The sequence below is a fragment of the Bradyrhizobium sp. 87 genome (genome assembly GCF_023073015.1).
Lineage (GTDB): Bacteria > Pseudomonadota > Alphaproteobacteria > Rhizobiales > Xanthobacteraceae > Bradyrhizobium > Bradyrhizobium canariense_D.
In genome coordinates this window covers 764,071-788,903 of the sequence record NZ_JADPIQ010000048.1, presented here as the reverse complement: position 1 = coordinate 788,903, position 24,833 = coordinate 764,071, and the positions used below count along the sequence as shown (strand labels likewise).

22 protein-coding genes and 1 pseudogene are annotated in these 24,833 nt (G+C 65.0%); 13 read left to right on the top strand and 10 right to left on the bottom strand.

The genetic code is table 11. The annotated features are described in order from the left end of the window. The first annotated feature begins 129 nt into the window (after nucleotides 1-129). Nucleotides 130-1,284, top strand: coding sequence for an acyl-CoA dehydrogenase family protein (locus IVB50_RS13235; protein WP_247295982.1), 1,155 nt, complete (start codon nucleotides 130-132; stop codon nucleotides 1,282-1,284). Between the two features lie 206 nt (nucleotides 1,285-1,490). Next, nucleotides 1,491-2,231: a hypothetical protein gene (locus IVB50_RS13230; protein WP_018460068.1), complete on the top strand. Its 741-nt coding sequence runs from the start codon at nucleotides 1,491-1,493 to the stop codon at nucleotides 2,229-2,231. Nucleotides 2,232-2,284: 53 nt separating this feature from the next. Here the strand turns inward: IVB50_RS13230 and IVB50_RS13225 are convergent. Continuing rightward, a pseudogene (locus IVB50_RS13225) lies at nucleotides 2,285-4,457 on the bottom strand (EAL domain-containing protein). Nucleotides 4,458-4,916: 459 nt separating this feature from the next. On the opposite strand from IVB50_RS13225, the gene mepA reads away from it, so the two are divergent. The 4 genes from mepA (at nucleotide 4,917) to modC (ending at nucleotide 8,237) form a co-directional block, all read left to right on the top strand. Then, nucleotides 4,917-5,861: a penicillin-insensitive murein endopeptidase gene (mepA, locus tag IVB50_RS13220; RefSeq protein WP_026233938.1), complete on the top strand. Its 945-nt coding sequence runs from the start codon at nucleotides 4,917-4,919 to the stop codon at nucleotides 5,859-5,861. A gap of 221 nt (nucleotides 5,862-6,082) precedes the next feature. Next, on the top strand, nucleotides 6,083-6,865 hold the full coding sequence (modA, locus tag IVB50_RS13215; RefSeq protein ID WP_247295980.1) for a molybdate ABC transporter substrate-binding protein: 783 nt from the start codon (nucleotides 6,083-6,085) through the stop codon (nucleotides 6,863-6,865). Nucleotides 6,866-6,876: 11 nt separating this feature from the next. Beyond that, the gene (gene modB, locus IVB50_RS13210; RefSeq protein WP_018460073.1) at nucleotides 6,877-7,572 is read left to right on the top strand and encodes a molybdate ABC transporter permease subunit; all 696 of its coding nucleotides are present in this window, start codon (nucleotides 6,877-6,879) and stop codon (nucleotides 7,570-7,572) included. Between the two features lie 2 nt (nucleotides 7,573-7,574). Beyond that, on the top strand, nucleotides 7,575-8,237 hold the full coding sequence (modC, locus tag IVB50_RS13205; protein WP_018460074.1) for a molybdenum ABC transporter ATP-binding protein: 663 nt from the start codon (nucleotides 7,575-7,577) through the stop codon (nucleotides 8,235-8,237). Between the two features lie 258 nt (nucleotides 8,238-8,495). On the opposite strand, the gene IVB50_RS13200 is transcribed toward modC, so the two are convergent. Next, entirely contained in the window at nucleotides 8,496-8,756 is a 261-nt protein-coding gene (locus IVB50_RS13200; protein ID WP_018460075.1) for a PepSY domain-containing protein, read from the bottom strand. Between the two features lie 337 nt (nucleotides 8,757-9,093). Continuing rightward, complete coding sequence (locus IVB50_RS13195; protein WP_018460076.1) at nucleotides 9,094-10,887, bottom strand: potassium/proton antiporter; 1,794 nt, start codon at nucleotides 10,885-10,887, stop codon at nucleotides 9,094-9,096. Between the two features lie 211 nt (nucleotides 10,888-11,098). On the opposite strand from IVB50_RS13195, the gene IVB50_RS13190 reads away from it, so the two are divergent. The 3 genes from IVB50_RS13190 (at nucleotide 11,099) to radC (ending at nucleotide 14,170) form a co-directional block, all read left to right on the top strand. Then, nucleotides 11,099-12,415, top strand: a complete 1,317-nt coding sequence (locus tag IVB50_RS13190; RefSeq protein ID WP_026233939.1) for a mechanosensitive ion channel domain-containing protein — start codon at nucleotides 11,099-11,101, stop codon at nucleotides 12,413-12,415. Between the two features lie 121 nt (nucleotides 12,416-12,536). After that, nucleotides 12,537-13,355: a type I methionyl aminopeptidase gene (gene map, locus IVB50_RS13185; protein ID WP_018460078.1), complete on the top strand. Its 819-nt coding sequence runs from the start codon at nucleotides 12,537-12,539 to the stop codon at nucleotides 13,353-13,355. 101 nt (nucleotides 13,356-13,456) lie between these two features. Then, nucleotides 13,457-14,170, top strand: coding sequence for a DNA repair protein RadC (gene radC / locus IVB50_RS13180; RefSeq protein WP_018460079.1), 714 nt, complete (start codon nucleotides 13,457-13,459; stop codon nucleotides 14,168-14,170). On the opposite strand, the gene IVB50_RS13175 is transcribed toward radC, so the two are convergent. Together IVB50_RS13175 and IVB50_RS13170 are read right to left on the bottom strand one after the other, a co-directional pair. Then, nucleotides 14,167-14,487, bottom strand: coding sequence for a glycine zipper domain-containing protein (locus tag IVB50_RS13175; RefSeq protein WP_026233940.1), 321 nt, complete (start codon nucleotides 14,485-14,487; stop codon nucleotides 14,167-14,169). The two genes, radC and IVB50_RS13175, sit on opposite strands and share 4 nt — an antisense overlap. 163 nt (nucleotides 14,488-14,650) lie before the next feature. After that, a complete protein-coding gene (locus IVB50_RS13170; RefSeq protein WP_018460081.1) occupies nucleotides 14,651-15,025 on the bottom strand; it encodes a hypothetical protein in 375 nt (124 codons plus the stop codon). Between the two features lie 253 nt (nucleotides 15,026-15,278). On the opposite strand from IVB50_RS13170, the gene IVB50_RS13165 reads away from it, so the two are divergent. Continuing rightward, nucleotides 15,279-16,673, top strand: coding sequence for a peptidoglycan-binding protein (locus tag IVB50_RS13165; RefSeq protein WP_247295978.1), 1,395 nt, complete (start codon nucleotides 15,279-15,281; stop codon nucleotides 16,671-16,673). A gap of 67 nt (nucleotides 16,674-16,740) precedes the next feature. Here IVB50_RS13165 and IVB50_RS13160 read toward each other — a convergent pair whose 3' ends face one another. Genes IVB50_RS13160 through IVB50_RS13140 form a run of 5 tightly spaced genes read right to left on the bottom strand, consistent with a single transcriptional unit; the run spans nucleotide 16,741 to nucleotide 21,100 of the window. Further along, nucleotides 16,741-17,433, bottom strand: a complete 693-nt coding sequence (locus tag IVB50_RS13160) for an AprI/Inh family metalloprotease inhibitor (RefSeq protein ID WP_026233941.1) — start codon at nucleotides 17,431-17,433, stop codon at nucleotides 16,741-16,743. Further along, the gene (locus IVB50_RS13155; protein ID WP_018460085.1) at nucleotides 17,433-18,422 is read right to left on the bottom strand and encodes a 2-hydroxyacid dehydrogenase; all 990 of its coding nucleotides are present in this window, start codon (nucleotides 18,420-18,422) and stop codon (nucleotides 17,433-17,435) included. The genes IVB50_RS13160 and IVB50_RS13155 overlap by 1 nt, the downstream gene beginning before the upstream one ends. After that, the gene (locus tag IVB50_RS13150; protein WP_018460086.1) at nucleotides 18,422-19,240 is read right to left on the bottom strand and encodes an ABC transporter permease; all 819 of its coding nucleotides are present in this window, start codon (nucleotides 19,238-19,240) and stop codon (nucleotides 18,422-18,424) included. The genes IVB50_RS13155 and IVB50_RS13150 overlap by 1 nt, the downstream gene beginning before the upstream one ends. Next, on the bottom strand, nucleotides 19,237-20,067 hold the full coding sequence (locus tag IVB50_RS13145; protein ID WP_247295976.1) for an ABC transporter ATP-binding protein: 831 nt from the start codon (nucleotides 20,065-20,067) through the stop codon (nucleotides 19,237-19,239). Before IVB50_RS13145 ends, IVB50_RS13150 begins: the two co-directional genes overlap by 4 nt. A 10-nt stretch (nucleotides 20,068-20,077) precedes the next feature. Then, nucleotides 20,078-21,100, bottom strand: a complete 1,023-nt coding sequence (locus tag IVB50_RS13140; RefSeq protein ID WP_026233942.1) for an ABC transporter substrate-binding protein — start codon at nucleotides 21,098-21,100, stop codon at nucleotides 20,078-20,080. A 138-nt stretch (nucleotides 21,101-21,238) separates the two neighbouring features. Between IVB50_RS13140 and IVB50_RS13135 the strand changes: the two genes are divergently transcribed. The 3 genes from IVB50_RS13135 (at nucleotide 21,239) to IVB50_RS13125 (ending at nucleotide 24,824) form a co-directional block, all read left to right on the top strand. Continuing rightward, the gene (locus tag IVB50_RS13135) at nucleotides 21,239-22,045 is read left to right on the top strand and encodes a creatininase family protein (RefSeq protein ID WP_085358543.1); all 807 of its coding nucleotides are present in this window, start codon (nucleotides 21,239-21,241) and stop codon (nucleotides 22,043-22,045) included. 139 nt (nucleotides 22,046-22,184) lie between these two features. Continuing rightward, a complete protein-coding gene (locus IVB50_RS13130) occupies nucleotides 22,185-22,448 on the top strand; it encodes a hypothetical protein (RefSeq protein WP_007597808.1) in 264 nt (87 codons plus the stop codon). A 393-nt stretch (nucleotides 22,449-22,841) separates the two neighbouring features. Continuing rightward, entirely contained in the window at nucleotides 22,842-24,824 is a 1,983-nt protein-coding gene (locus IVB50_RS13125; RefSeq protein ID WP_026233943.1) for a carbohydrate porin, read from the top strand. The last annotated feature ends 9 nt before the right edge of the window (nucleotides 24,825-24,833 follow it).

Sequence of the window (24,833 nt, the reverse complement as noted above, 5' to 3'; positions counted from 1 at the left end):
CGATCATCTCTGATTCCGCACTTCACGTGGCGATGGCCGGATTGACGCCACACCAACTTGATCCCCCTCGCCAAATAGATCACCATCGTGCGATTGACCGCTCACGGTAGAATGGGCGAGGAAACGCGCATGAACGCAACTTCCGGATTTGGCCTCTTCGAGCGGGCACGGGCTATTGCGCCGCTGATCGCGCGCGAAGCCGACGAGATCGAGCGGACGCGGCGACTGACCGATCCCGTCGTCGGCGCGCTGATCGAGAACGGGCTCTATCGCGCGCTGCTGCCGCAGAACCTTGGTGGCGCCGAAGCGCCGCCGGAAGCCTTCATGCAGATGCTGGAGGAGATCGCGAAAGCGGATGCCTCCACCGCCTGGTGCCTCGGCCAATGCACGGTCTGCGCCATGATCGCGGCCTCGCTCGACCACGACACCGCGCAGGAGATCTTCAACACGGCGCCGGGCATCCTCGCCTGGGGCGCGATCGCGCATGAGGCGCGGGCGGTCGAAGGCGGCTATCGCGTCACGGCGCGCTGGGATTTTGCCTCCGGCTCGCGGCAGGCGAGCTGGCTCGGCGCGCATGTCCGCATCGTCGGAGCCGACGGCGCGCCGCGGAAAAATGCCGACGGCTCGGCGGAGGTGCGCACCATCCTGTTTCCGGTCGCGAGCGGCGTGCTGCACGACGTCTGGCAGGCGATCGGGCTCGCCGGCACCGGCACCGATTCCTACGAGGTCGCCGACCTGTTCATCCCCGAGCGCTTCACCGCGTTTCGTGACGTGCCGTCCGCGCTACGCGAGCAGGGTCCTCTTTACAGGATCGGCACCGGCTCGACGTTCAGCCTCGGCTTTGCCGCGGTGTCGCTCGGCGTGGCGCGCGCCACGCTGGATGCCGCGATCGCGCTGGCGCGCGGCAAGCATCAGTCGCTGGCGGCAAGCGCCATGCGCGACAACCAGGCGGTCCAGGGCCTGATCGGCCGCACCGAGGGCGACCTGCGGGCCGCGCGCGCCTATCTCTATGCGACGGCAAGTGCGATGTGGCGCGATCTCTGTACGACCGGCGAATTCAGCGCGGCACATCGGGGCTCGGTTCGCCTCGCCGCGACCTGGACCATCCACCAATCGGCCAAAGTGGTCGACACCGCCTATCACATGGCCGGCGCGACCGCCGTATTCCGCAGCAATCCGTTCGAGCGCCGCTTTCGCGACATGCACGCCATCGCTCAGCAGATCCAGGCGCGCGACACGCATTACGAGGATGTCGGTAAGATGATCCTTTCAGGGGACCGCTGACGTCGAGCAGTTACGAAAGTGCACGCACGCTGACCTATATTGAGTTGCCCTCCGGCGTCTTCGTCGCTGAACCTTCGTGAATTTTCTCCGACTAATTTCCATAGCTATAGGAACGACAGCTTTTCCGCTGTAACCGCGCCGACCACATGGAAGTGATGATTCCGAATTCTTCTTAGCGCGCTGGATTTGCGCAAGAGAGGTCCGTTATGGGCCGAACAGCTGGCAGGAAAGTCAGTTGCCATGCCATTCAGGGGCGTTCGCCGGGATGGCACCATGGTGGCATTCTCATTATCGCCATCCTCTGCATCGCATGCACTTTCCTGTTTGCGAGCGAGGCCGTGGCTCAATGCTCGGCGCGAGACGTCCTGCGGAATCACCTGAAGCTCAAGCAAGCGCCGTCTGGGCCGCAAATCCCAATCAAATCCGCCGTCGATGTCCCTGCGTGGAAGACGATCAGGATCGGGACGTTTGCAAACTTCTTCGCCCTCAGTAACGCTTTGGATGCGGCAGGTTGTGGCATCGGAAACTCGGCCGGCGAAATTCTCGCGCGGCCGACGTTTACCGTGAGCGCCACGACAACGAGCGTAGAGCTTTTCACGGTGTCGGCAGCCGAACTGGGCTTTCGGACCGACACTGCGTTGCTGGCAGACATCTACGCGCGCGCCAAACAATTGGGTTTCGGCCTGGCGGCTGCAGAAGTCGGACCACAACTGAGGCTTCAATATTTCGACCAGCCGATCGGTGAGTTTCTCATCATCGGAATGGAGCCAATCAGGACCTGGCAGGGCGCCCCCGTCATCTTGAATGTAGCCAATGGCGGCGCGGGACTTATCCTCATCGGCCAGGATGGCAGCGCCGACGCACAGATCCCCGCGGCATCCCGTTTTGTATTCGTGCGGTCCCATGAAACCGCTCCTGCCGAGGCCGTAACACTTGTCGGCCACTGAATTTCCGGGTTTGTGCATCTCGAGACGCAAGACAACAGGTCAGCACCTTAACCCTAGGCCACCAGCGCGGCGTCCTCGCCTACGCCGTCGATGCCGCGCTGCGCGGCGAGCAGGCTGATGATCTGCGCATTCGGCCGGGCCTTGCTGAACAGAAAGCCCTGGCCTTCGTCGCAGCCCTCAGTGCGGAGGCAGCTCAGCTCGGCTTCGGTCTCGACGCCTTCGGCGGTGATGGTGACGCCGAGGCCTTTGCCGAGGCTGACGATCGAGCGAATGATCGCCTGTGCCTCGCGATTGGCGCCGAGATCGCGCACGAAGGACTGGTCGATCTTGATCTTGTCGAACGGGAAGCTGCGCAGATAGCTCAGGCTGGAATAGCCGGTGCCGAAATCGTCCATTGAGATGCGCACGCCGAGCGCGCGCAGCGCGTGCAGCGTCGCCAGCACCTGGGCGCTTTTCTCCAGCAGCAGCGTCTCCGTGATCTCGAGTTCGAGCCGCCGCGGCGGCAGGCTGGAATGCTTCAGCGCATCCGTCACCACCGAAAGCAGATTGCCGCTGCGGAACTGGAGCGGCGACAGGTTGACGGCGACGCGGACGTCGTCCGGCCAGGTCGCGGCATCGTGACAGGCCCGGCGCAGCATCAGGCCGCCGAGCGGATTGATCAGCCCGGTTTCTTCCGCGACCGGAATGAACTCGGCCGGCGAGACCATGCCGCGCTCGGCATGCGGCCAGCGGCACCAGCGCCTCGAAGCCGGTGATGCGGCCGCTCTGGAGGTCGATCAGCGGCTGATAGTACGGCCGCAGCACGTCGTTCTGAATGGCGTCGCGCAGCTCGACCTCGATCTTGCGGCGGGTCTGCGCTTTCGCATCGAGCGCCGCCTCGAAGAACGCGAACGATCCGCGCGCATCCAGCTTGGCGCGCGACAGCGCCATGTCGGCGCTCTTGAGCAGCTTTTCGGAATCGTCGCCGTCGCCCGGCGCCATCGCGATGCCGATGGAGGCACCGACCACCACGGAATGGCCGTCGAGCAGATAGGGATCGGCGATGGCTTCGAGCAGGCGCTTGGCCAGCAGCACCGCATCCTCGGGACGCGTCAGGCCGCTCTGCACGATGGCGAACTCGTCCGAGTTCAGCCGCGCCAGCGCGTCGTTCTCGCGCAAGGTCGAACGCAGCCGCTTGGCGACGCCACGCAGCAGCTTGTCGCCGACCGCGTGTCCCAGCGTGTCGTTGACCGCCTTGAAATTGTCGAGCCCCAGCATCAGCAGGGCGACCTTGTCGGTGCTGCGCCTCGTATGCAGCAGCATCTCGTCGACCTGCTGGCGCAGCAGATTGCGGTTTGGCAGACCGGTCAGCCCGTCATGCTGGGCCATGAAGGCGAGCCGCGCCTCGGCGCGCTTGCGCTCGGTGATGTCCATCAGCGCGAGCAGCACCGCGGGCCGCTCGGCATAGATCAGTTCGCGCGAATAGATCGCAAGGTCGATCAGGGCGCCGTCGGCCCTGACGTGCTTCCAGGTGCGTCCGGCCTGCTCCTCGCCGGCCGCATCGGCGGTCCAGGGCGGCTCACTGTCGAAAGCCTGAAGGGAACGGATCGTCAGCCGCTCGAACTCGGCGCGGCTGTAACCGTAATGGGCGACCGCGGCATCGTTGACGCCGAGGATGCGCTCATCGTCCAGCGCGCAGACGATCATTGGGACGGGATTGCCGTCGAACAGCAGGCGAAACGAGGCCTCGCGCTGCTTCAGCTCGGTGATGTCGACGCGCAGGCCGACGACGCCGCCGTCGTCGGTCAGCCGCTCGTCGATCAGGATGACGCGGCCGTCCGCCAGCTTCTGTTCGTGGCGCGCGCCGGGCTGATAGAGCCTTTGCAGCCGCTCGGCGATCCATTCTTCCTCATGGCCGGCAGCCTCGGGATAGTCGCCGCGGGCGACGCCGATGCGCAGCGTGTCCTCGAGGCGCGCGCCTTCCTCGAACAGATCGGCGGTCTTGCTGTAGATCTCCGCGTATTGCTTGTTCCAGAGGACGTAGCGGCCCTCGGCGTCGAGAAACACGATGCCTTGCGGCAGGATCTCGATGGCCTGGCGCAGGCGCTCATGGGATTTGCGCGCTTCCGCGATCGCGGCCTCAGCCTCGGCACGGCTGCGCAGAACTTCGTCGCGTTCGGACGGAAGATGAGGGGGGCGCGCAAAGCGCGGCTTGCGCGGGTGCAGGCCGCCGAGCACGCTGCCCATTCGCTTTTTCGGCTTTCGAAACCCCAAACTCAACTTCACTCGTCCCAGTCGCACCCAGCCCCGCAACTCTTGGGGCAAGTGTCTGAAAAAAAGGTAATCCTGGGTGGCATGGCGATGGGACGCACGGTCTGGCAGTCTCGACAAAACAGCCCTCATTGCCCGTTTGCAAGGCGCGGCCGTGCCGATGGGCGCTCCAAGCGCATCGCATTGTCGTCATCGGAGAACGAGATGGCGCAAAATTGCGCGCTGCCTTGAATCATTTCCGGGATCCCGCGCGCTTGCATGCAGAAGGGGGTGAGTACGCGTCCCACGCACGAATTTTGGTCAATGCATGAGAGGGTTATCGCATTGTTAAAAACCGGCCGGCCGACGCACCGGGAACTACGACTTCGAGACGATATTTCAGCGGAAGGACTGTTCCTTAACCCTGACGCTGTGTTGGGTTATAAGAATGTCAACATGAGTCCCCGCCGCCTCGCCCCTCTCCTGCTCGTCATGACGCTCCTGGCCGCCGGCGACGCGCTGGCCCAGGACAAGGGCAGCGTCAACCCAAAGCCGCTGCCGCCGCTCGCCAATCCAAACGATCCCACTATCGGCGCCAAGGAGCTGTTCGCGCGAAAGCTGCTGCCGTCGAAGGGACCGGCGCACGTCATCGGCTCCTATGTGAAGGGCTGCATCGGCGGCGCCGAGCAGATGCCGCTCAACGGCGACAATTGGCAGGTGATGCGGCTGTCGCGCAACCGCAGCTATGGTCACCCCGCGATGATCGCGCTGATCAAGCGGCTTGCGGCAAGAGCGCACAAGGACGCGGGATGGCCGGGCATCCTGGTCGGCGACATCGCCCAGCCGCGCGGCGGGCCGGCGCTGTCCGGCCATGCCAGCCACCAGATCGGCCTCGATGCCGACATCTGGCTGACGCCGATGCCTGACCATCGCTTATCGCGCGAGGAGCGCGAGGACATGTCGGCGGTGATGATGGTGCGCCCGGACCGGCTCGACATCGATCCGAAGGTGTTCACGCCGGGCCATGTGCTGGTGCTGCGCGACGCGGCGCAGGAGCCGGCGGTGCAGCGCATCTTCGTCAATGCCGCGATCAAGAAGGCGCTGTGCCGCGAGGCCAAGGGCGACCGTTCCTGGCTGTCGAAGATCCGGCCGTGGTGGGGCCACGACTATCACTTCCACATCCGCATGCACTGCCCGGCGGGCGCGAGCGACTGCGAGGGCCAGCCGTCGCAATCCGAGGACGAAGGCTGCAAGCCCTCCGATCTCGCCTATTGGTTCAGCGACGGCGTGCTGCACCCCAAACCCCCGCCGGAGCCCCCGAAGCCGAAACCGCCGATGACGCTGGCGCAGATGCCGGCGGCGTGCAAGGCCGTGCTGCACGCGGGCAATGCGAAGCCGTAAAACTCTCCGCCAGGATGACGAATTCCTGGTTGGCGCTATGCGAACCGTCGCCTTTGACCTGTTCCGCCACCCTGTTATGATGACCCAGCGATCGCTTGCCGGACCGTAAGTCCGTCGGGCCTGCCGGAACAGCGCTTCCGCCGGTCGCAAGCCTCATTCAACCCACGCCGTCTTGCGCGCGCCGCCTTGCGTGCCCTGAGCGCGCGCATGGAGCGCTGCCGATGTCCCGCCTTTCCGTGCTTTTTTCAGCTTTATTCCTTCTGGCCGCGGGCCTTTCGCCTGCTGGAGCCGAGGACAAGACCATCACCGTGTTCGCGGCCGCCTCGATGAAGAACGCGCTCGACGAGGTCGACGCCGCCTACACCGCCAGGACCGGCGTCAAATTCATCGTCAGCTATGCCGCAAGCTCCGTGCTCGCCAGGCAGATCGAGCAGGGCGCGCCGGCCGATGTATTCGTCTCCGCCGACACCGACTGGATGGATTACGCGATCTCCAAGAAGACTATCAACGAGCCGACCCGGGTCAATCTGCTCGGCAACAGCATCGTGCTGATTGCGCCGAAGGATTCCAGGCTCGACAACGTCCCCATCGGGCAGGGGTTCGACCTCGCAAAACTCGCCGGCGACGGCAGGATCGCGACCGGCGACGTCAAGTCCGTACCAGTCGGGAAATATGCCAAGGCGGCGCTGACGAGCCTGGGCGCCTGGCAGGCGGCGGAGCCGAAATTCGCGATGGCCGAGAGCGTGCGTGCCGCGCTGACGCTGGTCGCGCGTGGCGAGGCCAACCTCGGCATCGTCTATTCCAGCGATGCCAAGGTCGAGCCCGGCGTGAAGATCGTCGGCACCTTCCCGGCGGATTCGCATCCGCCGATCATCTATCCCGTCGCTGCGACCGCGACGGCAAAGGGCGACACAAGCGACTATCTCGCCTTCCTGCGCTCGACCGCCGCCAAGACCATTCTCGAAAAACACGGTTTCAAGTTCCTGATCAGCCCCTCTACTTAATTTGCGATTTGATGCTCGACATCTCTCCCGCCGAATGGACCGCGATCCTGCTCTCGCTCAGGGTTGCCGTGATCGCGACGCTGGTGGCAACGCCGTTCGGCATTGCGCTGGCATGGCTGCTCGCGCGGCGTGATTTCTGGGGCAAGTCGGTGCTCGATGCGCTGGTGCATCTCCCGCTGGTGCTGCCGCCGGTCGTCACGGGTTATCTGCTGCTGCTCACTTTCGGCCGCCGCGGACTCGTCGGCGCTTTCCTGGCGGACCATCTCGGCATCGTATTCGCCTTCCGCTGGACCGGTGCCGCGCTTGCCTGCGGCCTGATGGCGTTTCCGCTGCTGGTGCGCCCGATGCGGTTGTCGATCGAGGCGATCGACCGCCGGCTCGAGCAGGCCTCCGAGACCCTCGGCGCCACTCCTTTCAAAGTGTTCTTCACGGTGACGCTGCCCTTGGCGCTGCCCGGCGTGCTCGCCGGCATGGTGCTTGGCTTTGCCAAGGCGATCGGCGAGTTCGGCGCGACCATCACCTTCGTCTCCAACATTCCCGGAGAGACCCAGACGATTTCGTCCGCGATCTATTCGCTGATCCAGACCCCGGACGGCGACGCCGCCGCGGGACGGCTCGTGATCGTCTCGATCGTGCTGGCGCTCGGCGCGCTGATCGCGGCCGAATGGTTCGCCCGCCGCGCCACCGCGCGCCTGCACGGGAATTGACCATGCTGCGCGTCGACATCGAAAAGCAGCTCGGCGAGTTCTCGCTGTCCGCGTCCTTCGCGAGCGAAGGCCGCGTCATCGGACTGTTCGGAGCGTCGGGCGCCGGCAAGACCTCGCTGGTCAACATGATCGCGGGGCTGCTGCGGCCCGACCGCGGCACCATCGTGATCGACGGCGAGACGGTCGACGACAGCGCGGCCGGCATTCATGTGCCGACCTGGCGCCGCCGCATCGGCTATGTGTTCCAGGATGCGCGGCTGTTTCCGCATCTCAACGTCGCGCAAAATCTCGACTATGGCAGGCGGATGAACCACCTCGCGCCCGATCCGGCGCAGCACAAGCGCGTCATCGAGCTGCTCGACATCGGCGCGCTGCAGGGTCGCCGCCCCGGAAAGCTCTCCGGCGGCGAGCGCCAGCGCGTCGCGCTCGGTCGCGCGCTGCTGTCGCGGCCGCGCCTGCTGCTGCTCGACGAGCCGCTCGGCGCGCTCGACGAGGGCCGCAAGCTGGAGATCCTGCCCTATCTGGTGCGGCTGCGCGATGAGGCCAACGTCCCCATGGTCTATGTCAGCCACGACGTCGCCGAGCTGCGCCAGCTCGCGACGCAGATCGTGATGCTGAAGCAGGGCCGCGTGACGTCGTTCGGCGGGGTGAAGGTGCTGACGTGAGGGGTCCGTTGAGCAGGCAACGGATGAGGCAAGCCGCCGGCCCACCCTCCGCCGTCGTCCTGGCGAAAGCCAGGACCCATACCGCGTGATCTATCAGCGGCAGGTGGTGTGCGTACCAGCGAAGAAAACGTAACTGCCGGTGTTCGCAAAACTACTCCCCGGGGTAATGGATCGTACCGCGAGCGGCGATCGCGCTGCATTGGATGGTGGCGGTGCCGGCCGAGTGATCCTCGCCGACACCGCTACCGAGACCCGCCACTACCAGCCGCGATCGACGTTGCGCACCTCACCCGTTCGCGCGTCCACATCGACCTCCATCCAGCGGCCGGCGCGATCACGGCCTTCGATCTGCCATTCGTCGCCGAGGAACTCGGTGTGCGAGACGGTCATGACGCCGATGTCGGTGGCGACGTCGAGCGCGACCTGCATCGAGATCTGATCGCCGGTGTCATAGGCCATCGCGGGCGCGGCCGATCCGAGCCCGATCGCGACGATGGCCGGCAAGATGAGCTTTCGCATGGATTACTCCTGTCGGATGCGTTTACGCCGCTAAGAACGAGCGGCATCGCGGAGCGTTCCGGGAGCAGCGGTCACGAAGACGCGCAAATCTTCGGCGGTTGCGGCGATTTGGGGGCGGTTCCAGCGTTGTCGCCATCGCTCTCCGCCGTCGTCCGGCGAAAGCCAGGACCCATTACCCCAGAGAGGAGAGTGGGTGGGCCAGATCGTCACCACCAGCCTTCGCAAAACAGCTGACGGTGGGTATGGGTCCTGGCGCCTGTGCGCAATTGCGCACTAGGCCAGGACGACGAAGAAGCAGACGTGCGCTTCATCAATGACCGCCAACGCGGATGTGGCGTTAAACCCCAGCCACCGAGCTCCACAGATCCGCCAGCTTGCGCCGCAGGACCTGCCTGCGCGTCAGCGGCGCGGGCGTTTCCTCGTCTTCCGGCAGGCGCAGGCCGACGACGTTGACTCGGCCACCGGAGATGGAGCGCGCCACGAGCACGATCGGATCCAGCACGAGCTCCGCGCCCTCTTTCGGCGCGCGGTCGAGATGGACGTCGAAATAATCAGCGAGCGTGTGCCCGCGCTCGTCCTCGCCGACCTCCACGCCGTAGATCTCCGCGAGCTCGGCGAGCGTGTGCTCGCCGGAGACCATGAAGTCGCCCAGCAGATGCGGGTCCGGCGCTGAGCTCGGCTGCATGTCGACGAAGAAGCGGTCAAGCGATTCGGCCTTTTCCGGCGGCGCCAGCAGATAGATGTAATCGCCGGGCGCGATCGGCTCGGCTTCCGCCGGCGTCAAAATGTTCTCCTTGCGGATCACCAGCGTCGGCTTCGACCAGGACGGGATCAGGCCGCGGCGAAAATACAGGCTCTTGGACCGCACCGGATAGCCGACGAGCTGCTGCTCGAGCTGGCCGGGCAAGTCCAATTCGACACGGCGCGGGCCGCGTTCGGCGCGCGGCAGCGCCACGTGCAGCTTGCGCGCGGCCGGCCCCAGGGTCCAGCCTTGCAGGAGGAGCGAGATGATGACGACGACGAAGGCGACGTCGAAATAGAGATAGGCCTTCGACAGCCCGACCAGCATCGGGATCGAGGCCAGGAAGATCGCGACCGCGCCGCGCAGGCCGGTCCAGGCGATGAAGATCTTTTCGCGCCAGTTGAAGCGGAACGGCGCCAGGCAGACGAACACGGCGATCGGCCGCGCCAGCAGCATCAGGACGAATGCGATCCCGACCGCCGGCAGCACGCTGCCGCCGAGCCGGCTCGGCGAGACCAGCAGGCCGAGCAGGACGAACATCACGATCTGCGCCAGCCAGGTCGCGGCGTCCAGGAAGGCCACCACCGAATTATGCGCGCGGGTCGGGCGGTTGCCGATGATGATCCCGGCGAGATAGACCGCGAGGAAGCCTGAGGCATGCATGATCTGCGAGCCGCCGAAGATGACGAGCGCGGCGGTGGTGACAAACGGCGCATGGAGGCCCTGCGGCAGCGCGACCTTATTGAGCGCGATGACGACCAGACGCCCGCCGATCACCCCGACGACGGCGCCCAGCACGGCCTCCTGGGCGAACTCCATCAGCACATGCGCGGCCGTGCCTGTTCCCAGCGAGATGTACTCGACCAGCATCAGGGTCAGGAAGATCGCGAAGGGATCGTTGGTGCCGGATTCCACCTCCAGCGTCGCGCCGACGCGCGGGCGCAGGCGCAGGCCCTGGGTATGCACCAGCAGGAACACTGCGGCCGCGTCAGTCGAGGCCACCACGGCGCCGACCAGCAGCGACTCCGTCCAGTTGAGGTCGAGCGCATATTTCGCGAACGGCGCCGTGATCAGCGAGGTCAGCAGCACGCCGACGGTCGCGAGCACCATGGAAGGCGCGAGCACGGTGCGGATGCTGGCAAAGCGGGTCCGCAAGCCGCCGTCGAACAGAATCAGGGCGAGCGCGACCGAGCCGACCAGATAGGTGGTTCGGACGTCGTCGAACTGCAGCTGTCCGGGACCGGAATCGCCCGCGAGCATGCCGATCGCGAGGAAGACGAGCAGAAGGGGCGCGCCGAAGCGCAGCGCAAGCAGGCTTGACAGGATCCCGGCCAACACCAGGACGGCACCGAGCAATATGGCGAGGCTGACACTGTCGAGGGAAGCCATCCACCTTCCGGGTACGAAATCGCTGGAATTGCATCCTTATCGTCGGCGGACTCCCACGCCAACCCATTTTCTCCCGCTCGCGGCAATCTGCCCGCATTTTGCGGCCTTAACGCACTTCACTTGGCGGTGTATCGGTGGTCCGGCCGCGCCCTTTGTGGGATTCTCCGGCGCGCTCGAATCAACGCCTCCCGCCCGCTCCCCGACGAGACCGATAGACATGGACCTCAAAGACTTCATGGAGTTCGTGCAGACCACCGCGCGCAGCGTCGGGGCGGAAATCTCCTCGCCCTGGTTCTACCTGCAATTCGGGCTCATTCTGGCCGCGGCCGGCATCGCCTATGCCGCGGAAGCCGCCGTTCGCAGCCGCGTCGACATGACCTCGCTGGCGATGCGCTGGCCGCTGCCGCTCCGGCACTTCGTCCGGGTGATGGTCTCCAGCGCCTCGACGGCGGTTTTCACCCTGCTCGTGATCGTCTCCCGCGTGGTCATGTACCACGCGACCTGGCCGAGCCGCAGCTATCTCCTGATGGTCGCCGCCAAGCTGGGGCTGGCCTGGCTCGCGATCCGGCTCTTGACCTCGGTGCTGCGCAACGCCTTCATCGTCAAGCTGGTGTCGATCACGGCCTGGTTCGTCGCGGCGCTCTCGATCCTCGGCCAGCTCGATGCGACGGTCGACCTGCTCGACTCTTTCGCCATCGTGCTCGGCGGCCTGCGGCTGACGCCGTTGCTCGTGATCAAGGCGGGTGCGCTGCTGCTCATCGCGCTCTGGCTCACCAACATCGCCAGCAATTTCGCCGAGAGCCGGATCAACTCGACCACAGATCTGACGCCATCGGTGCAGGTGCTGCTGGTCAAGATCATCCGCATCGGCCTGCTTGCGGTCGCGATCGTGATCGCGCTCGGCACGGTCGGCATCGATCTCTCGGCGCTCGCGGTGTTCTCCGGCGCGGTCGGCGTTGGCATCGGTATCGGCCTGCAGAAGATCGTCGCCAATTTCATCTCGGGGATCATCCTGCTCGCCGACAAATCGGTGAAGCCCGGTGATCTCGTCACCATCGGCGACAACACCGGGCGGATCAGCGCGATGAAGACGCGCTATATTTCCGTCGCCGCCGGCGATGGCCGCGAATTCCTGGTGCCGAACGAGGATCTGGTGACGCAGAAGGTCGTCAACTGGACCTACACCGACAAGAACACGCTGGTGAAGATCGCCTTCGGCACCAATTACGACGCCGACCCGCGGCTGGTCTGCAAGCTCGCCGCCGAGACCGCGGCCGCTCACCCGCGCGCGCAGAAGGGCAAGCCGCCGAATTCCATCCTGACCGAGTTCGCCGAAGCCGGGATGAAGTTCTCGCTCACCTTCTGGATTGCCGACCCCGACGGCATGGACAACGTCAAGAGCGACGTGATGCTGGCGCTGTGGGACGCCTTCAAGCGCGAAGGCATCCGGGTTCCCTACCCGGTTCGCGAAATCCGCGTCCGCGGCGGCGCCCTGCCGGTGGAAACCATCATGGAAGTCCCGAATTAGGCCCGCTTTCAGGCGCAAGGCAGGGCAGGCCTGACTTGCATGAAGGCGCGCAATCATTAAATTGGGCGCGAAATCAAGCCTTTCCGCCGATATCGAGCCCACCCCAGAAGATTGCGCCCGCATGAGCTACGTCGAAGCTACCGATACCTCGCTCCGCAAGACCGGGCAGATCAAGCTGCATGGACCAAGCGCCTTTGCCGGCATGCGCAAGGCGGGAGCGCTGGTGGCGAAGTGCCTCGACGAGCTCACCGACATCGTCGGGCCCGGCGTTCCGACCGACCGCATCGACCAGTTCGTCCGCGACTTCGCGTTCAGCAACAATGCCTATCCGGCGACGCTGATGTATCGCGGCTACCGCTATTCAACCTGCACCTCGCTCAACCACGTGGTCTGCCACGGCATGCCCGGCGACCGTCCGCTGAAAGAGGGCGACATCGTCAACATCGACGTCACCTTCATCGTCGACGGCTGGTACGGTGATTCCAGCCGGATGTATGCAGTCGGCCCGATCGCACGCAAGGCGGAGCGGCTGATCGAGGTGACCTATGAGGCCATGATGCGCGGCATCGCCGCGGTGAAGCCCGGCGCCACCACCGGCGACATCGGCCACGCCATCCAGAGTTTCGTCGAGCCGCAAGCCATGAGCGTGGTGCGCGATTTCTGCGGCCATGGCCTCGGGCGCATGTTCCACGACGAGCCGAACATCATCCATATCGGCCGGCCCGGCGAGGGCGTGCAGCTCAAGCCCGGCATGTTCTTCACAATCGAGCCGATGATCAATCTCGGCAAGCCGCATGTGAAGATCCTCTCCGACGGCTGGACCGCCGTGACTCGCGACCGCTCGCTATCGGCGCAGTTCGAGCATTCGGTAGGCGTCACCGCCACCGGCGTCGAGATTTTCACGCTGTCGGAGCGGCACGGCGAGAAGCAGATCGGGTGATCCCGGCGGCTGACGTTCGCATTCGCCGGCTGGCGTGAAACGGATTTGCCGCCGCAATTGACGGTTGCAAAAACGGTTATCCGCGGCAATGCTGGCGGCCGATGCCCGCCAAGACCGACCACGACAAGAGCAAGCCCGAAGAAGCGCCGCACTATCTCGGCCATCGCGAACGGCTGCGCGAGCGCTTCTACAGCGCGGGTGCGGACGCGCTCAGCGACTACGAGCTGCTGGAGATGGCACTGTTTTCGGCGCTGCCGCGGCGTGACACCAAGCCGCTGGCGAAGTCGCTGATCAAAATTTTTGGCTCGTTCGCCGAGGTCGTGCACGCGCCGGTGGCGCGCCTGCGCGAGGTAGACGGTGTCGGCGAGTCCGCGATCCACCAGCTCAAGCTGCTCGCGGCGGCGGCGCATCGCGTCGCCAAGGGCGGGGTCAACAGCCGCAACGCGCTGTCGTCCTGGAACGAAGTGATCGACTATTGCCGCACCAGCATGGCGTTCGCCGACAAAGAGCAGTTTCGCCTGCTGTTCCTCGACAAGCGCAACCAGCTCATCGCCGACGAGGTGCAGCAGACCGGCACCGTCGATCACACCCCGGTCTATCCGCGAGAGGTGATCAAGCGCGCGCTGGAATTGTCCGCGACCGCGCTGATCCTGGTGCACAACCACCCCTCAGGCGATCCCTCGCCCTCGCAGGCCGACATCCAGATGACCAAGGCGATCATCGACATCGCAAAACCGCTCGGCATCGCCGTGCACGACCACATCATCGTCGGCAAGAGCGGGCATGCGAGTTTGCGCGGGATGCGGCTGATCTAGTAGCAATATCGCGGATCGACCGGGACATAGGAGCCGTCCCGGCGCTGCGCGTAGCAGCCGCGCTGATAGGCGTAATAGCCGGAGCGGCGGCGTTCGCCCTCGGAGGCGATCGCAGCGCCCGTGCCGGCACCGACGACGGCGCCGATGGCGGCGCCGCGGCCTCCGCCGATGGCGCCACCCACGATCGCTCCACCGACGCCACCGAGGATGGCACCGCCAATGGCGTCCTGCGCCGCCGCCTCATGAGCCGGCATCGCGATCACGACCGCCAGACATGCCGCGATAGCGAAACTTCCAATGCGAAGACCTCGAAGCATGCTCGCCCTCCCCTGTGGTCAGACGAGTCATAGCGCCGCAGCCGGATTCGGACCAGAAAAATCACCATTTCGGGACCCGGCGCGTCACGCTATGGCGTCGGAGGCTCGGATCGAAGGCGGCTCAGACCATGGCGCATGCGCAGCACGGGCCGGCCGCTTCATCTCATGCATCGACCCAGCGCTGCACGGCCTCGGCGGTGTCGGCTGGCGTGGTGTTGAAGCAGATCGCGGCGTCGGGCGCCAGGCGGTGGACGAGGTTGAGCACCTTCTCGAACAGCAGCAGACGCTCCCGAGGCTCGCGCAGCCCCGCGCCGATCACGATGCAGTCGAAATTCTCCTCGCGCAACGCTACCGTGACGGCGGCTTCCGCCGCGGCATCGAGATCGATCAGGCAACTCGTGACCTCGTAACCGAGATCGCGCAGGCGCAGCAGCTGCGCATCGATATAGTTGCGCACGAGCTCCGGCGTGAGCTGCGGGAATGCGCTGTAGTCCGCGTTGCCGGGTTCGATGCCGATCGCGAGGACGCGCGTGGTCATGTTGGACTCCCTGGCCAGACTGCCTCGCGTCGCTAACGGGGCAGCGGCCCTGCCGGTTCCGTCGCGGACCGCCGCCCTGATCCCGGTCCTGCCGCTCATTTTCCCGGCGAGGTTGTAACCCACTTCACACGCGGCGCCCCGGCGGCCTGCCAGACTTGCAGGAGATCACGCTGGCCTCACGCCCTGATCACGGCACCTGGTTCATTTCGACTGACGCGCAGTTGCGAAAACTCATTCATTGCGGGAGCGGAAAATGATTTCATTCGAGAGTCTGAAAAGCGAATACGAGCGTAATTGGGCCAATCTCGAGATCCGGCCTTCGCGCCTCTCCGACGCGAACGCGATCGCGCGCAAAGCCATCAACGGCAAGGCGACCTATCAGCAGATCGAGCGGTTGACCGGCGTGCCCTGGTATTTCGCTGCCCTCTGCCACTACCGCGAATCCAATTCCGATTTCGACACCTATCTCGGCAACGGGGAAACGCTCCATCGCGCGACGACGCTCGTTCCGAAAGGACGCGGTCCGTTTGCCACGTTCGTGGACGGCGCCGTGGACGCCTTCAGAATCGAGAATTTTGTCGGCGCTCACGACTGGGGGATCGCGCGGATTCTGTTCCGGCTCGAAGCGTTCAACGGCTTCGGCTATCACGCCAAGGGCTGCAACTCGCCCTATCTCTATGGCGGTTCGACGCTGTATGGCCCGCCCGAGGCAAGGGCCGGAAAATTCGTCCGCGATCATGTGTTCGATTCGAACCACGTCGATTCCCAGCTCGGCACCGCGGTGATCCTGCATGCGATGATGTCGCTGGATTCCTCGATCACCCTCGACGGCAGCCCGCAATTCGCAAGCCGCGCCGAGCCGGAGGACGACGCGGCGTCGACGATCGTCCTCATGCAGCAGGCGCTCAACAAGCTCGGCGCCAATCCGCCGCTCGCGGAGGACGGCATCAGCGGGCCGAAGACCAGGGCCGCGGTCTCGCAGTTTCAGCAGCAGAACGGCCTGAGAGATACCGGACTTCTCGACGGCGCCACCGTCGGCGCCCTCACGCGCGCGGCGCAGTCGGGCCCCACCGGACCGACCGGCGATGTCTCCCGGATCATGAAGCGGCTGGAGGACCTCGCGCAATTGCTGCGGCCGCCGGTCGGCGGTGTGACGCCGGCAACGACGACATCGGGCAATACGCTGCCCGCCACCAATGATCCGATCAGCCTGTTCGAACGGCTCTTTTCCCTCGTCAACAAGTCAGCCCCCATGCCAGGACCAGTCACCCTCACCCCAACCAGCCCCGCTCCCGTCGACCAGTTGAAGCAGGTCGTCGACCTGCTCGGCACCTTGCTCAACCGGGACGGCAAGCCCGTCCTCGGCCAGGTCAATGGCGCGCTCGGCGAGACCATCGGCAAGATGCTCGACGGCAAGAAGACTGCGCTCGGCATCGGCGGCTCGCTGATCACGGCGCTGCTGTCGTCGGTGACGGCGAGCCCCAATGCGGGAGGCCTTGCCGGGTTGCTCGGGACGCTCGTGTCGGCGGTGCCGGGCCTCGGCCAGTTCGCGATGCCGATCTCGCTGGCGCTCACAGCCTGGGGCGTGCTCGGCAAGATGGAGAAGTGGGCCCAAGGCACAGCGCCGCCGCCCAAGCCGACGACGTAGCCTGCCACCATCCTTCGAGACGCCCGCCTATGGCGGGGCCCTCAGGACGAGATTGCGTTTCGCGGCGCTACTGCCGCAGCATGATCAGGGGATCGGCGGTATCGGGGACGCGCCGCCATTGCGCGTTGTCGTCGGCCTCGAACTGCCAGGCCTCGCCGGCCTTCGACAGCAGGATGATCTGGCCGCGGTCTAGCCGCCATTGCGTCGGGTTGAACTGCGCGATGGCCGCATCGCATTTCGGCTTGAGGAAGACCTGGAAATTGTCCGGCCCGGCTTCCGTGTTGGTCAGCGTTAGCCCGCAGACAGGCTGGCCGTTGCCGCGCACGATCGACCAGTCGCCGATCATCTGGTCCATCGACTTCGCCATCGAGCGGGCGGCGGCGAGGTCTTGCAGGATGTAGACGCCCTCGCCCTGCCGCAGGCCCTCGAAGATGCCGGCCTCGACCTCGGTGAAGTCGATCACGGCCTCACCGCTCGCATCCTGCAAGCGGACGATGTCGAGACCCCTGACGCTCCAGGCGACGATGTCCTTGGTGAAAGGCAGCGCGGCCTTGCAGGCCGGCTCCAGCTCGAGCTTGAAGCCCTGCGCCGCGGCGTCGGCCTTGAGCGTGACGACGCAGGTCTTGCTGCGCTCGGTGGTCGAGAGCTCCCACTGCCCGGGCATCTCCTTCTTCAGGGTCGTCGTATCCTGCGCCTGCGCGATGCCGATCGCGGCCAAGCAGGCCACGACGGCGAATGTAACGACGCGAAGAACTCCCATCAGCGTCCCTTGAACGGCGTTTCGGCAACCGGCGTCAACGGCGCCTTGCCTGAGAACCAGGACTTGAGATTGTCGACCACGAGCTGATCCATCGCGTTGCGCGTCACCACCGAGGCCGAGCCGATATGCGGCAGCAGCACCACATTCTGCATGGCCTTGAGCTCGTCCGGCACGTTCGGTTCGGCCGCGAACACGTCGAGGCCGGCCGCGAGGATGGTGCCGGACTTGAGCGCCTGGACCAGCGCCGGTTCGTCGATCACCGAGCCGCGCGCAACGTTGACCAGCACCCCGCGCGGGCCGAGCGCCTTCAGCACCTCGGCGTTGATCATCTTGTTGGTCGAGGCGCCACCGGGCACGATCACCATCAGCGTGTCCACCGCCTTCGCCATCTCGATCAGGTCGGGGTAGTGCTTGTAGGAGACGTCCTTGGACGGGTTGCGGGTGTGATAGACCACCGGCACCAGCGAGGCATCGAGCCGGCGCGCGATCGCCTGTCCGATCCGGCCCATGCCGACGATGCCGACCTTGCGGTCGCGCAGCGAGCCGACGCTGAGCGGATAGTTCTGGGTCTGCCAGAGACCGGAGCGCACATAACGGTCGGCCTTGATGAACTCGCGCACCGTGGAGATCAGAAGCCCCATCGCGACGTCGGCGACCTCCTCGGTCAGCACGTCGGGCGTATTGGTGACGATGATGTTATGCTCGGCGGCGTATTTGGCATCGACGTGGTCGTAGCCGACGCCGAAGCTCGCCACCATCTCGATCTTGGGCAATTGCGACAGCGAATCCCGGTCGGCGCGCACGGTGTGATAGGTCACCGCCACGCCGCGGATCTTTTCGCGGATCGCCGGCGTCAGCCGCTCGAGATCGCCCCGCGTCTCCGCCTTGTGCACGACGAAATGATCGGAAAACCCGTTCTCGAGGATCGGCCGGACCGGCCCATAAATCAGAAGGTCGATCTTTTCGGACGAAATCGAACCGGTGGTCATCAGTTGTCCTTTCCAAGCGCGCTCTCGTGCCAGCGCCGTAAGACGAGGTGGGAAACTAGCGCCAGCACCCCATAGATGACAATCCCGGCCAGCGACAACAGCAGCAGCGCTGCGAACATGCGGGGTATGTTCAAGCGGTAGCCGGATTCTGCGATCCTGTAGGCGAGCCCGGAGCCGGCGCCGGCCGTTCCCGCCGCGATCTCGGCCACGACCGCGCCGATCAGCGACAGGCCGCCGGCAATGCGCAGGCCGCCGAGAATATAAGGCAGCGCCGCCGGCAGCTTGAGATAGCGCAGGGTCTGCTGTGGCGAGGCGCCATAGAGCTGGAACAGGCCCGCGAGGTTGCGATCGACCGAATTGAGCCCGAGCGTGGTATTGGACAGCACCGGGAAGAAGGCGACGATGAAGGCGCAGACCACGACCGCGGTCTGCTGCTCCAGATAGATCAGCAGCAGCGGCGCGATCGCGATGACCGGCGTGACCTGAAGCACCACGGCATAGGGGAATAGCGATGCTTCCACCCATTTGGACTGGTTGAACAGCAGCGCCAGCGCGATGCCGCCGACGCTGGCCGCGACAAAACCTTCAAGCGTGGTCAGCAGCGTCGCGGCAAGCGATTGCGACAGCACCGCCCAATCCTTGATCAGTGTCGCGAATATGACCGAGGGCGCCGGCAGCACGTAAGGCGGGATGTCCTTGATCCGGACCACGAGCTCCCAGGCGAGCAGTCCCGCCGCGAACACGATGACCGGTAGCGCGAAGCGCACCGCGCGTTGCGCGCCGGACGGCTTCGCAGTGACGGAAGCTTGCGCGTTCATAGCGTCGACTGCCCTGCATAGGACGGCGCCAGCGCCGCCGACACTTTCCGGCAATAATCGGAATAGGCGACTGAAGTGCGAAACTCCTCGCCACGCCGCTCGACCGTCTCGACGCGGAAGTCGGCCTGGATGCGGCCCGGCCGCGCGGTCATGACCACCACGCGCTGCGACAGATAGACGGATTCGAACACCGAATGCGTGACGAAGATGACGGTCTTGCCGAGCCTGCGCCACAGCGCGAGCAAATCGTCGTTGAGGCGGAAGCGCGTGATTTCGTCGAGCGCCGCGAACGGCTCATCCATCAGGAGGATATCAGGGTCTGTGACGAGCGCGCGCGCCAGCGACACCCGCATCTTCATGCCGCCGGAGAGCTCGCGCGGAAAGGCGTCGGCAAAATCGGCAAGCCCGACGCTTGCGAGCGCCTCATCGGCGCGCGCGCGCGATTCCGCCTTCGGAACGCCTGAGAGCTTCAGCGGCAACCGCACATTCTCGCGCACGCTGGTCCAGGGCATCAGGGTCGGTTCCTGAAACACGAAGCCGATGCCATGACCTGGGTGAACATGACCTGGCTGCGGTGTGCCCTCACGACGCGCCAGCCGGACGATTCCTGACGACGGCGCGCTGAGTTCGGCGATCAGCCGCAGCGCCGTCGACTTGCCGCAACCTGACGGCCCCAGCAGCGAGATGAACTCGCCCTTGCGCACCGCAAGATCGAGCGGGCCGAGCGCCATCAGGCCGTTGTCATAGGCCTTCGTCACGCCGCGCAGGCTGACAGCCAGAGCCGTCAGGCCGGTCTCGACCCCCGCCGACGTTTGGACTGATGACATCGGCCCTGCGCTACGGCTTGCTCGGGCGCAGCTCGGCGCCGACGCCCTTGTTGACGAAGCGCAGCGTATAGGATTTGCGGAAATCGAGGTCCGCCTTCACCACGCCCGCCTTCACCATCTTGTTGAAGAAGGAGGTGTAGCGCTCGTCGCTCATCGCGCCGATGCCGTTCTTCAGCGAATCGCCGGAATCGACGATGCCGTATTCCTTCATCTTGGCGACGGAATAGGCGAGCAGCTCGTCCGTCATCTCCGGATTGAGCTTCTTGATCATGGCGTTGCCCGCTGAATTGTCGCGGTAGATGTAATTGTACCAGCCGACCATGGAGGCATCGACGAAGCGCTGCACCAGGTCGGGCTTCTTCTCGACGACGTCGCGGCGGCTCTCGATCAGGGTCGAATAGGTGTTGAAGCCGTAATCGGCGAGCAGCAACACGTTGGGCTTGAAGCCCGCGGCCTTCTCGACCGCGAAGGGCTCCGAGGTGACGTAACCCTGCATCGCGCTCTTGGGATTGGCGATGAAGGGCTGCGGATTGAAATTGTAGGGGCGAACGTTCTTCTCGCTGAAGCCGTATTCGGACTTCAGCCACTGGAAATAGCTGGTCATGCCCTCCTTGGAGACGAACAGCGTCAGCGGCTTGAGGTCCTCGATCTTGGCGACCTTGGCATCGGGCTGCGTCAGCATCACCTGCGGATCCTTCTGGAACACCGCGGCGATGGTGACGACCGGGACGTTGTTGGCGACTGCGTCGAACGACATCAGCGTGTTCGCGGCCATGAAGAAATCGATCTTGCCGGCGATCAGCAGCATCCGGTTGTTCTCGTTGGGCCCGCCGGGCACGATGGTGACGTCCAGCCCGTATTTCTTGTAAGTGCCATCGGCGACGGCCTGGAAAAAGCCGCCATGCTCGGCCTCGGCGACCCAATTGGTGCCGAACATGACCTTGTCCAGGGTTTCGGCGCGGGCCGGGACGACCGAGACGAAAGCGGCCATCAGGCCCGCCGTTAAGGCTCGCCGCAGATGAGAGGGGCTCATGATGGGACTCCGTCGATCGCTTCTAGCCGATGTCCAAGCAACGCGATAAAACCGCAAGACATTCGGGGACGCGAGCCGGCCTGGCCCGCGTCCCCTGATACCCTAAATTACGCGACAAATTCGGGCAAAGAAACCTTGATGACGCCTTCCCGCGATTGGACCGAGATTCGCTGGGCCGATGCCAGCCTCGCGGAGGTTTCGCGCTGGATCGCGGTGCTGCCGCTGGCCGCGACCGAGCAGCACGGCCCGCATCTGCCGCTCGAGACCGACGTGCTGATCGCGGACGCCTATCTCGCGCGCGTGCGCGAGCTCCTGCCCGAGCGCGCTCCGGCCACTTTCCTGCCCGTTGAACCGATCGGGATTTCCACCGAGCATATCGACTATCCGGGCACGCAGACGCTGCCGACTGACATCGCGTTGAAAAAATGGACCGCGATTGGCGAGGACGTCGCGCGCCGCGGAGTGAAGAAGCTCGTCATCGTCACCAGCCATGGCGGCAACAGCGCGGCCATGATGCTGGTCGCGCAGGATCTTCGCGCGCATCGGAAACTGTTCGTGGTGACGACGTCGTGGTCGCGGCTGTCGGGCGCGGACAAGCTGTTCCCGGCCGACGAAGTGCGCCACGGCATCCACGGCGGCGCCATTGAAACCTCGATCATGCTGGCGCGCTATCCCGATCGGGTGCGCATGGATGCGATCGCGAATTTTCCCGCGAGCAGCATCGCGATGGAGCAGCAATATCGCTGGCTGTCGACGCAGCGACCCGCGCCGTTCGCCTGGCAGGCGCAGGATCTCCACGCGAGCGGCGCCGCCGGCAACGCGACGCTAGCCGTGGCCGCGAAGGGCGAGCAGCTGATCGACCAGGGCGCCCGCGCTTTTTGCGAGCTGCTTGCCGAGGTTGATAACTTCGACGTGAACAGGCTCGCAAAAGGCCCGCTCGGCTAGCGCTCATCCTTCTGGAATCATTCAGGAAAGAGCCAGACTCGAGCTCCGCCTTTGCCGAGTTCGAACCGGACGCGCGGAGCCTCCGTCCAACTCGGTACGCGGGCCACAAGGGACCGCCTCAACCCGGATGGAGTTTCACATGTCGATTAAGACCAAGATTTTCGCAGTTGCCCTCACCGCGCTCACCCTGACCGGCAGCGTCGTGGCCACCACCTCGCAGGCGCAAGCCAAGCCGCTCGGCTGGGGCGTCGGTGTCGGCCTGGGCATCGCCACCGCCGCCGTCGTCGGCTCCGCGATCGCCGCCAGCAACGATCCCTATTACAACGGCTATCACCGCTGCGGCTGGGCCGCCCAGTACAACGCCTTTGGCCAGTACGTCGGCCGCGTGCGTACCTGCTTCTGATTTGAGTCCCTGAGGCCGATCTCACGTGGATCCCGCGTCCGACACGGGCGCCTCATCCACCCCGTGTCGTGCCCCCGACCCCGCCCGGATGTCCCCCCGGGCGGGGTCAACCGTTTTGGACCTTGGAATTTGTTGCAGTCCCGTCACATCGCGGTGCGAACCATCTCCTGCGACAATCCGCACTAGTTGCTACTGCGAATTAATCGCAATAATGTTTCCAGAGACTCAGGGGCTTGGGAAGAAATCGCGCCGGATCGAGATCATCTCGACCGATCGCGGAGCACCTAATCCTGATGACAGGGTCGCCGCGAATCGGCAGGGATAGTGCGGCGAGTGGACACACTCGCTTTGGGGGCGTGCGTTTTGACGTTGAGGGGTCACCGTTACAGGTATTTGCGAACGGCCGCGGCGATTGCCACGGGCGTCTTGACTTTGCCCGCCAGCAGCCGCGCGGCTGATCTGCCGCTGAAGGCACCGGCGCTGAAGGCCGTCTATGACTGGACCGGCCTCTACATCGGTGCGCATGCCGGCTACAGCCTCGGCTCGTCGCGCTTCGCGCTGAACGACGGCACAGGCATTAGCGACAGCGGCGTCTTCAGCGGCATGATCGGCGGCGTGCAGGCCGGCTACAATTACCGGCTCAATTCCGGCTGGCTCCTCGGCGTCGAAGGCGATTTTTCGTTTCCGAACTACATCACTTCCAACTCGATCGTGTCCTTCCTGGCGACACCCGCCAACACCGTCACGCAGCAATGGGACTACACTGCGAGCCTGCGCGGCCGCGTCGGCTACACCAGCGGTCCCTGGCTGGTCTACGCCACCGGCGGCTTTGCATGGATGGGCGAGCGCTATTTCGACACGCCGGCCGCAGGCGAAGCAGTCCCGAAAATCCTGAACACGCGGCCCGGCTGGATCGCGGGTGCCGGCATCGAATACGGCTTTGCGCCGCATTGGAGCGCACGGCTCGAATATCTCTATAGCCGCTTCGACGGCGCCAATGTCGCCTTCTCCACAGGTGCCCAATACAATTCGTCGTCGCTCGACTTCCAAACGATCCGGCTCGGCCTCAACCGCAAGGTCGATTGGCCGGGCATGCCGGGCTACAATCCCAAGAGCTTGGGGATCGGCTCGCTAATCGACACCGAATCGGATCGCTGGGAGATCCACGGCCAGAGCACTTATCTGCCGCAAGGCTACCCGTCGTTCCCCGCCCTCTACACCGGGCCGAATTCGCTCTCGCCATCAAGGCAGGCCAAGGCGACCTGGAGCAACAGCCTGTTCCTGAACGCAAAGCTGTGGGACGGCGGCGAGGTCTACTACAATCCCGAACTGCTGCAGGGATTTGGATTGAACGACACGGTCGGCGCGGCCGGTTTCCCCAACGGCGAGGCGCAGAAGTCGAACTTCCCCTATCCGCACTACAACACATCGCGCCTGTTCGTGCGCCAGACATTCGGCTTTGGCGGCGAGCAGGAAGAGCTCGCGAGCGGCCAGTTGCAGCTCGGACAGAAGGTCGACGTATCCAGGCTCACGGTGCAGGCCGGCAAATTCCCCGTGATCGACGTGTTCGACGGCAACGCCTACGCCAAGGACACCCGCAAGGACTTCATGAACTGGTCGCTGTGGGCGCCAGGCGCCTTCGACTATTCAGCCGACAAGGTCGGCCTCACCTACGGCGTCACCGCCGAGCTGAACCAGAAGCAGTGGGCGCTGCGCGGCGGCTACTTCCTGATGGTCGCCGAGTCCAATTCGAATCATTTCGACACCAGGGTCGGCGAGCGCGGCCAGTACGTGCTCGAGCTCGAAACGCGCTTCTCGCTCCTTGGCCAACCCGGCAAGCTCAGGACCATCGGCTGGCTCGACAGCGCCAATATGGGCAGCTTCCGCGAGACGCTGGACAATCCCGCGCTCAACCTTGACATCGCGCAGACCCGACGCGGCCGTCTGAAGTATGGCTACGTGCTCAACCTCGAGCAGGCGATCACCGACGATGTCGGTCTGTTCAGCCGCTGGAGCTGGAACGACGGCAAGACCGAGACGCTGGCCTTCACCGACATTCACCGCAGCCTGTCGGCGGGATTGTCGATCAAGGGCACGAAATGGGGCCGGCCGGATGACGTGATCGGCGTCGGCGGCGCCATCAATGCCATCTCGCAGGATTATCGCGACTTCCTGGCCGCCGGCGGCCTCGGTGTTCTCATCGGCGACGGCGCGCTCAACTACCGCCGCGAGCGCATCCTCGAAACCTATTACGCCTACGCGCTGAACAAGAGTCTCACCCTCACCGCCGACTACCAGCTGATCGTCAACCCCGCCTACAACGCCGATCGCGGCCCGGTGTCGGTATTTTCCGGGCGGCTACACGGCGAGTTCTGAGCGCTTCCG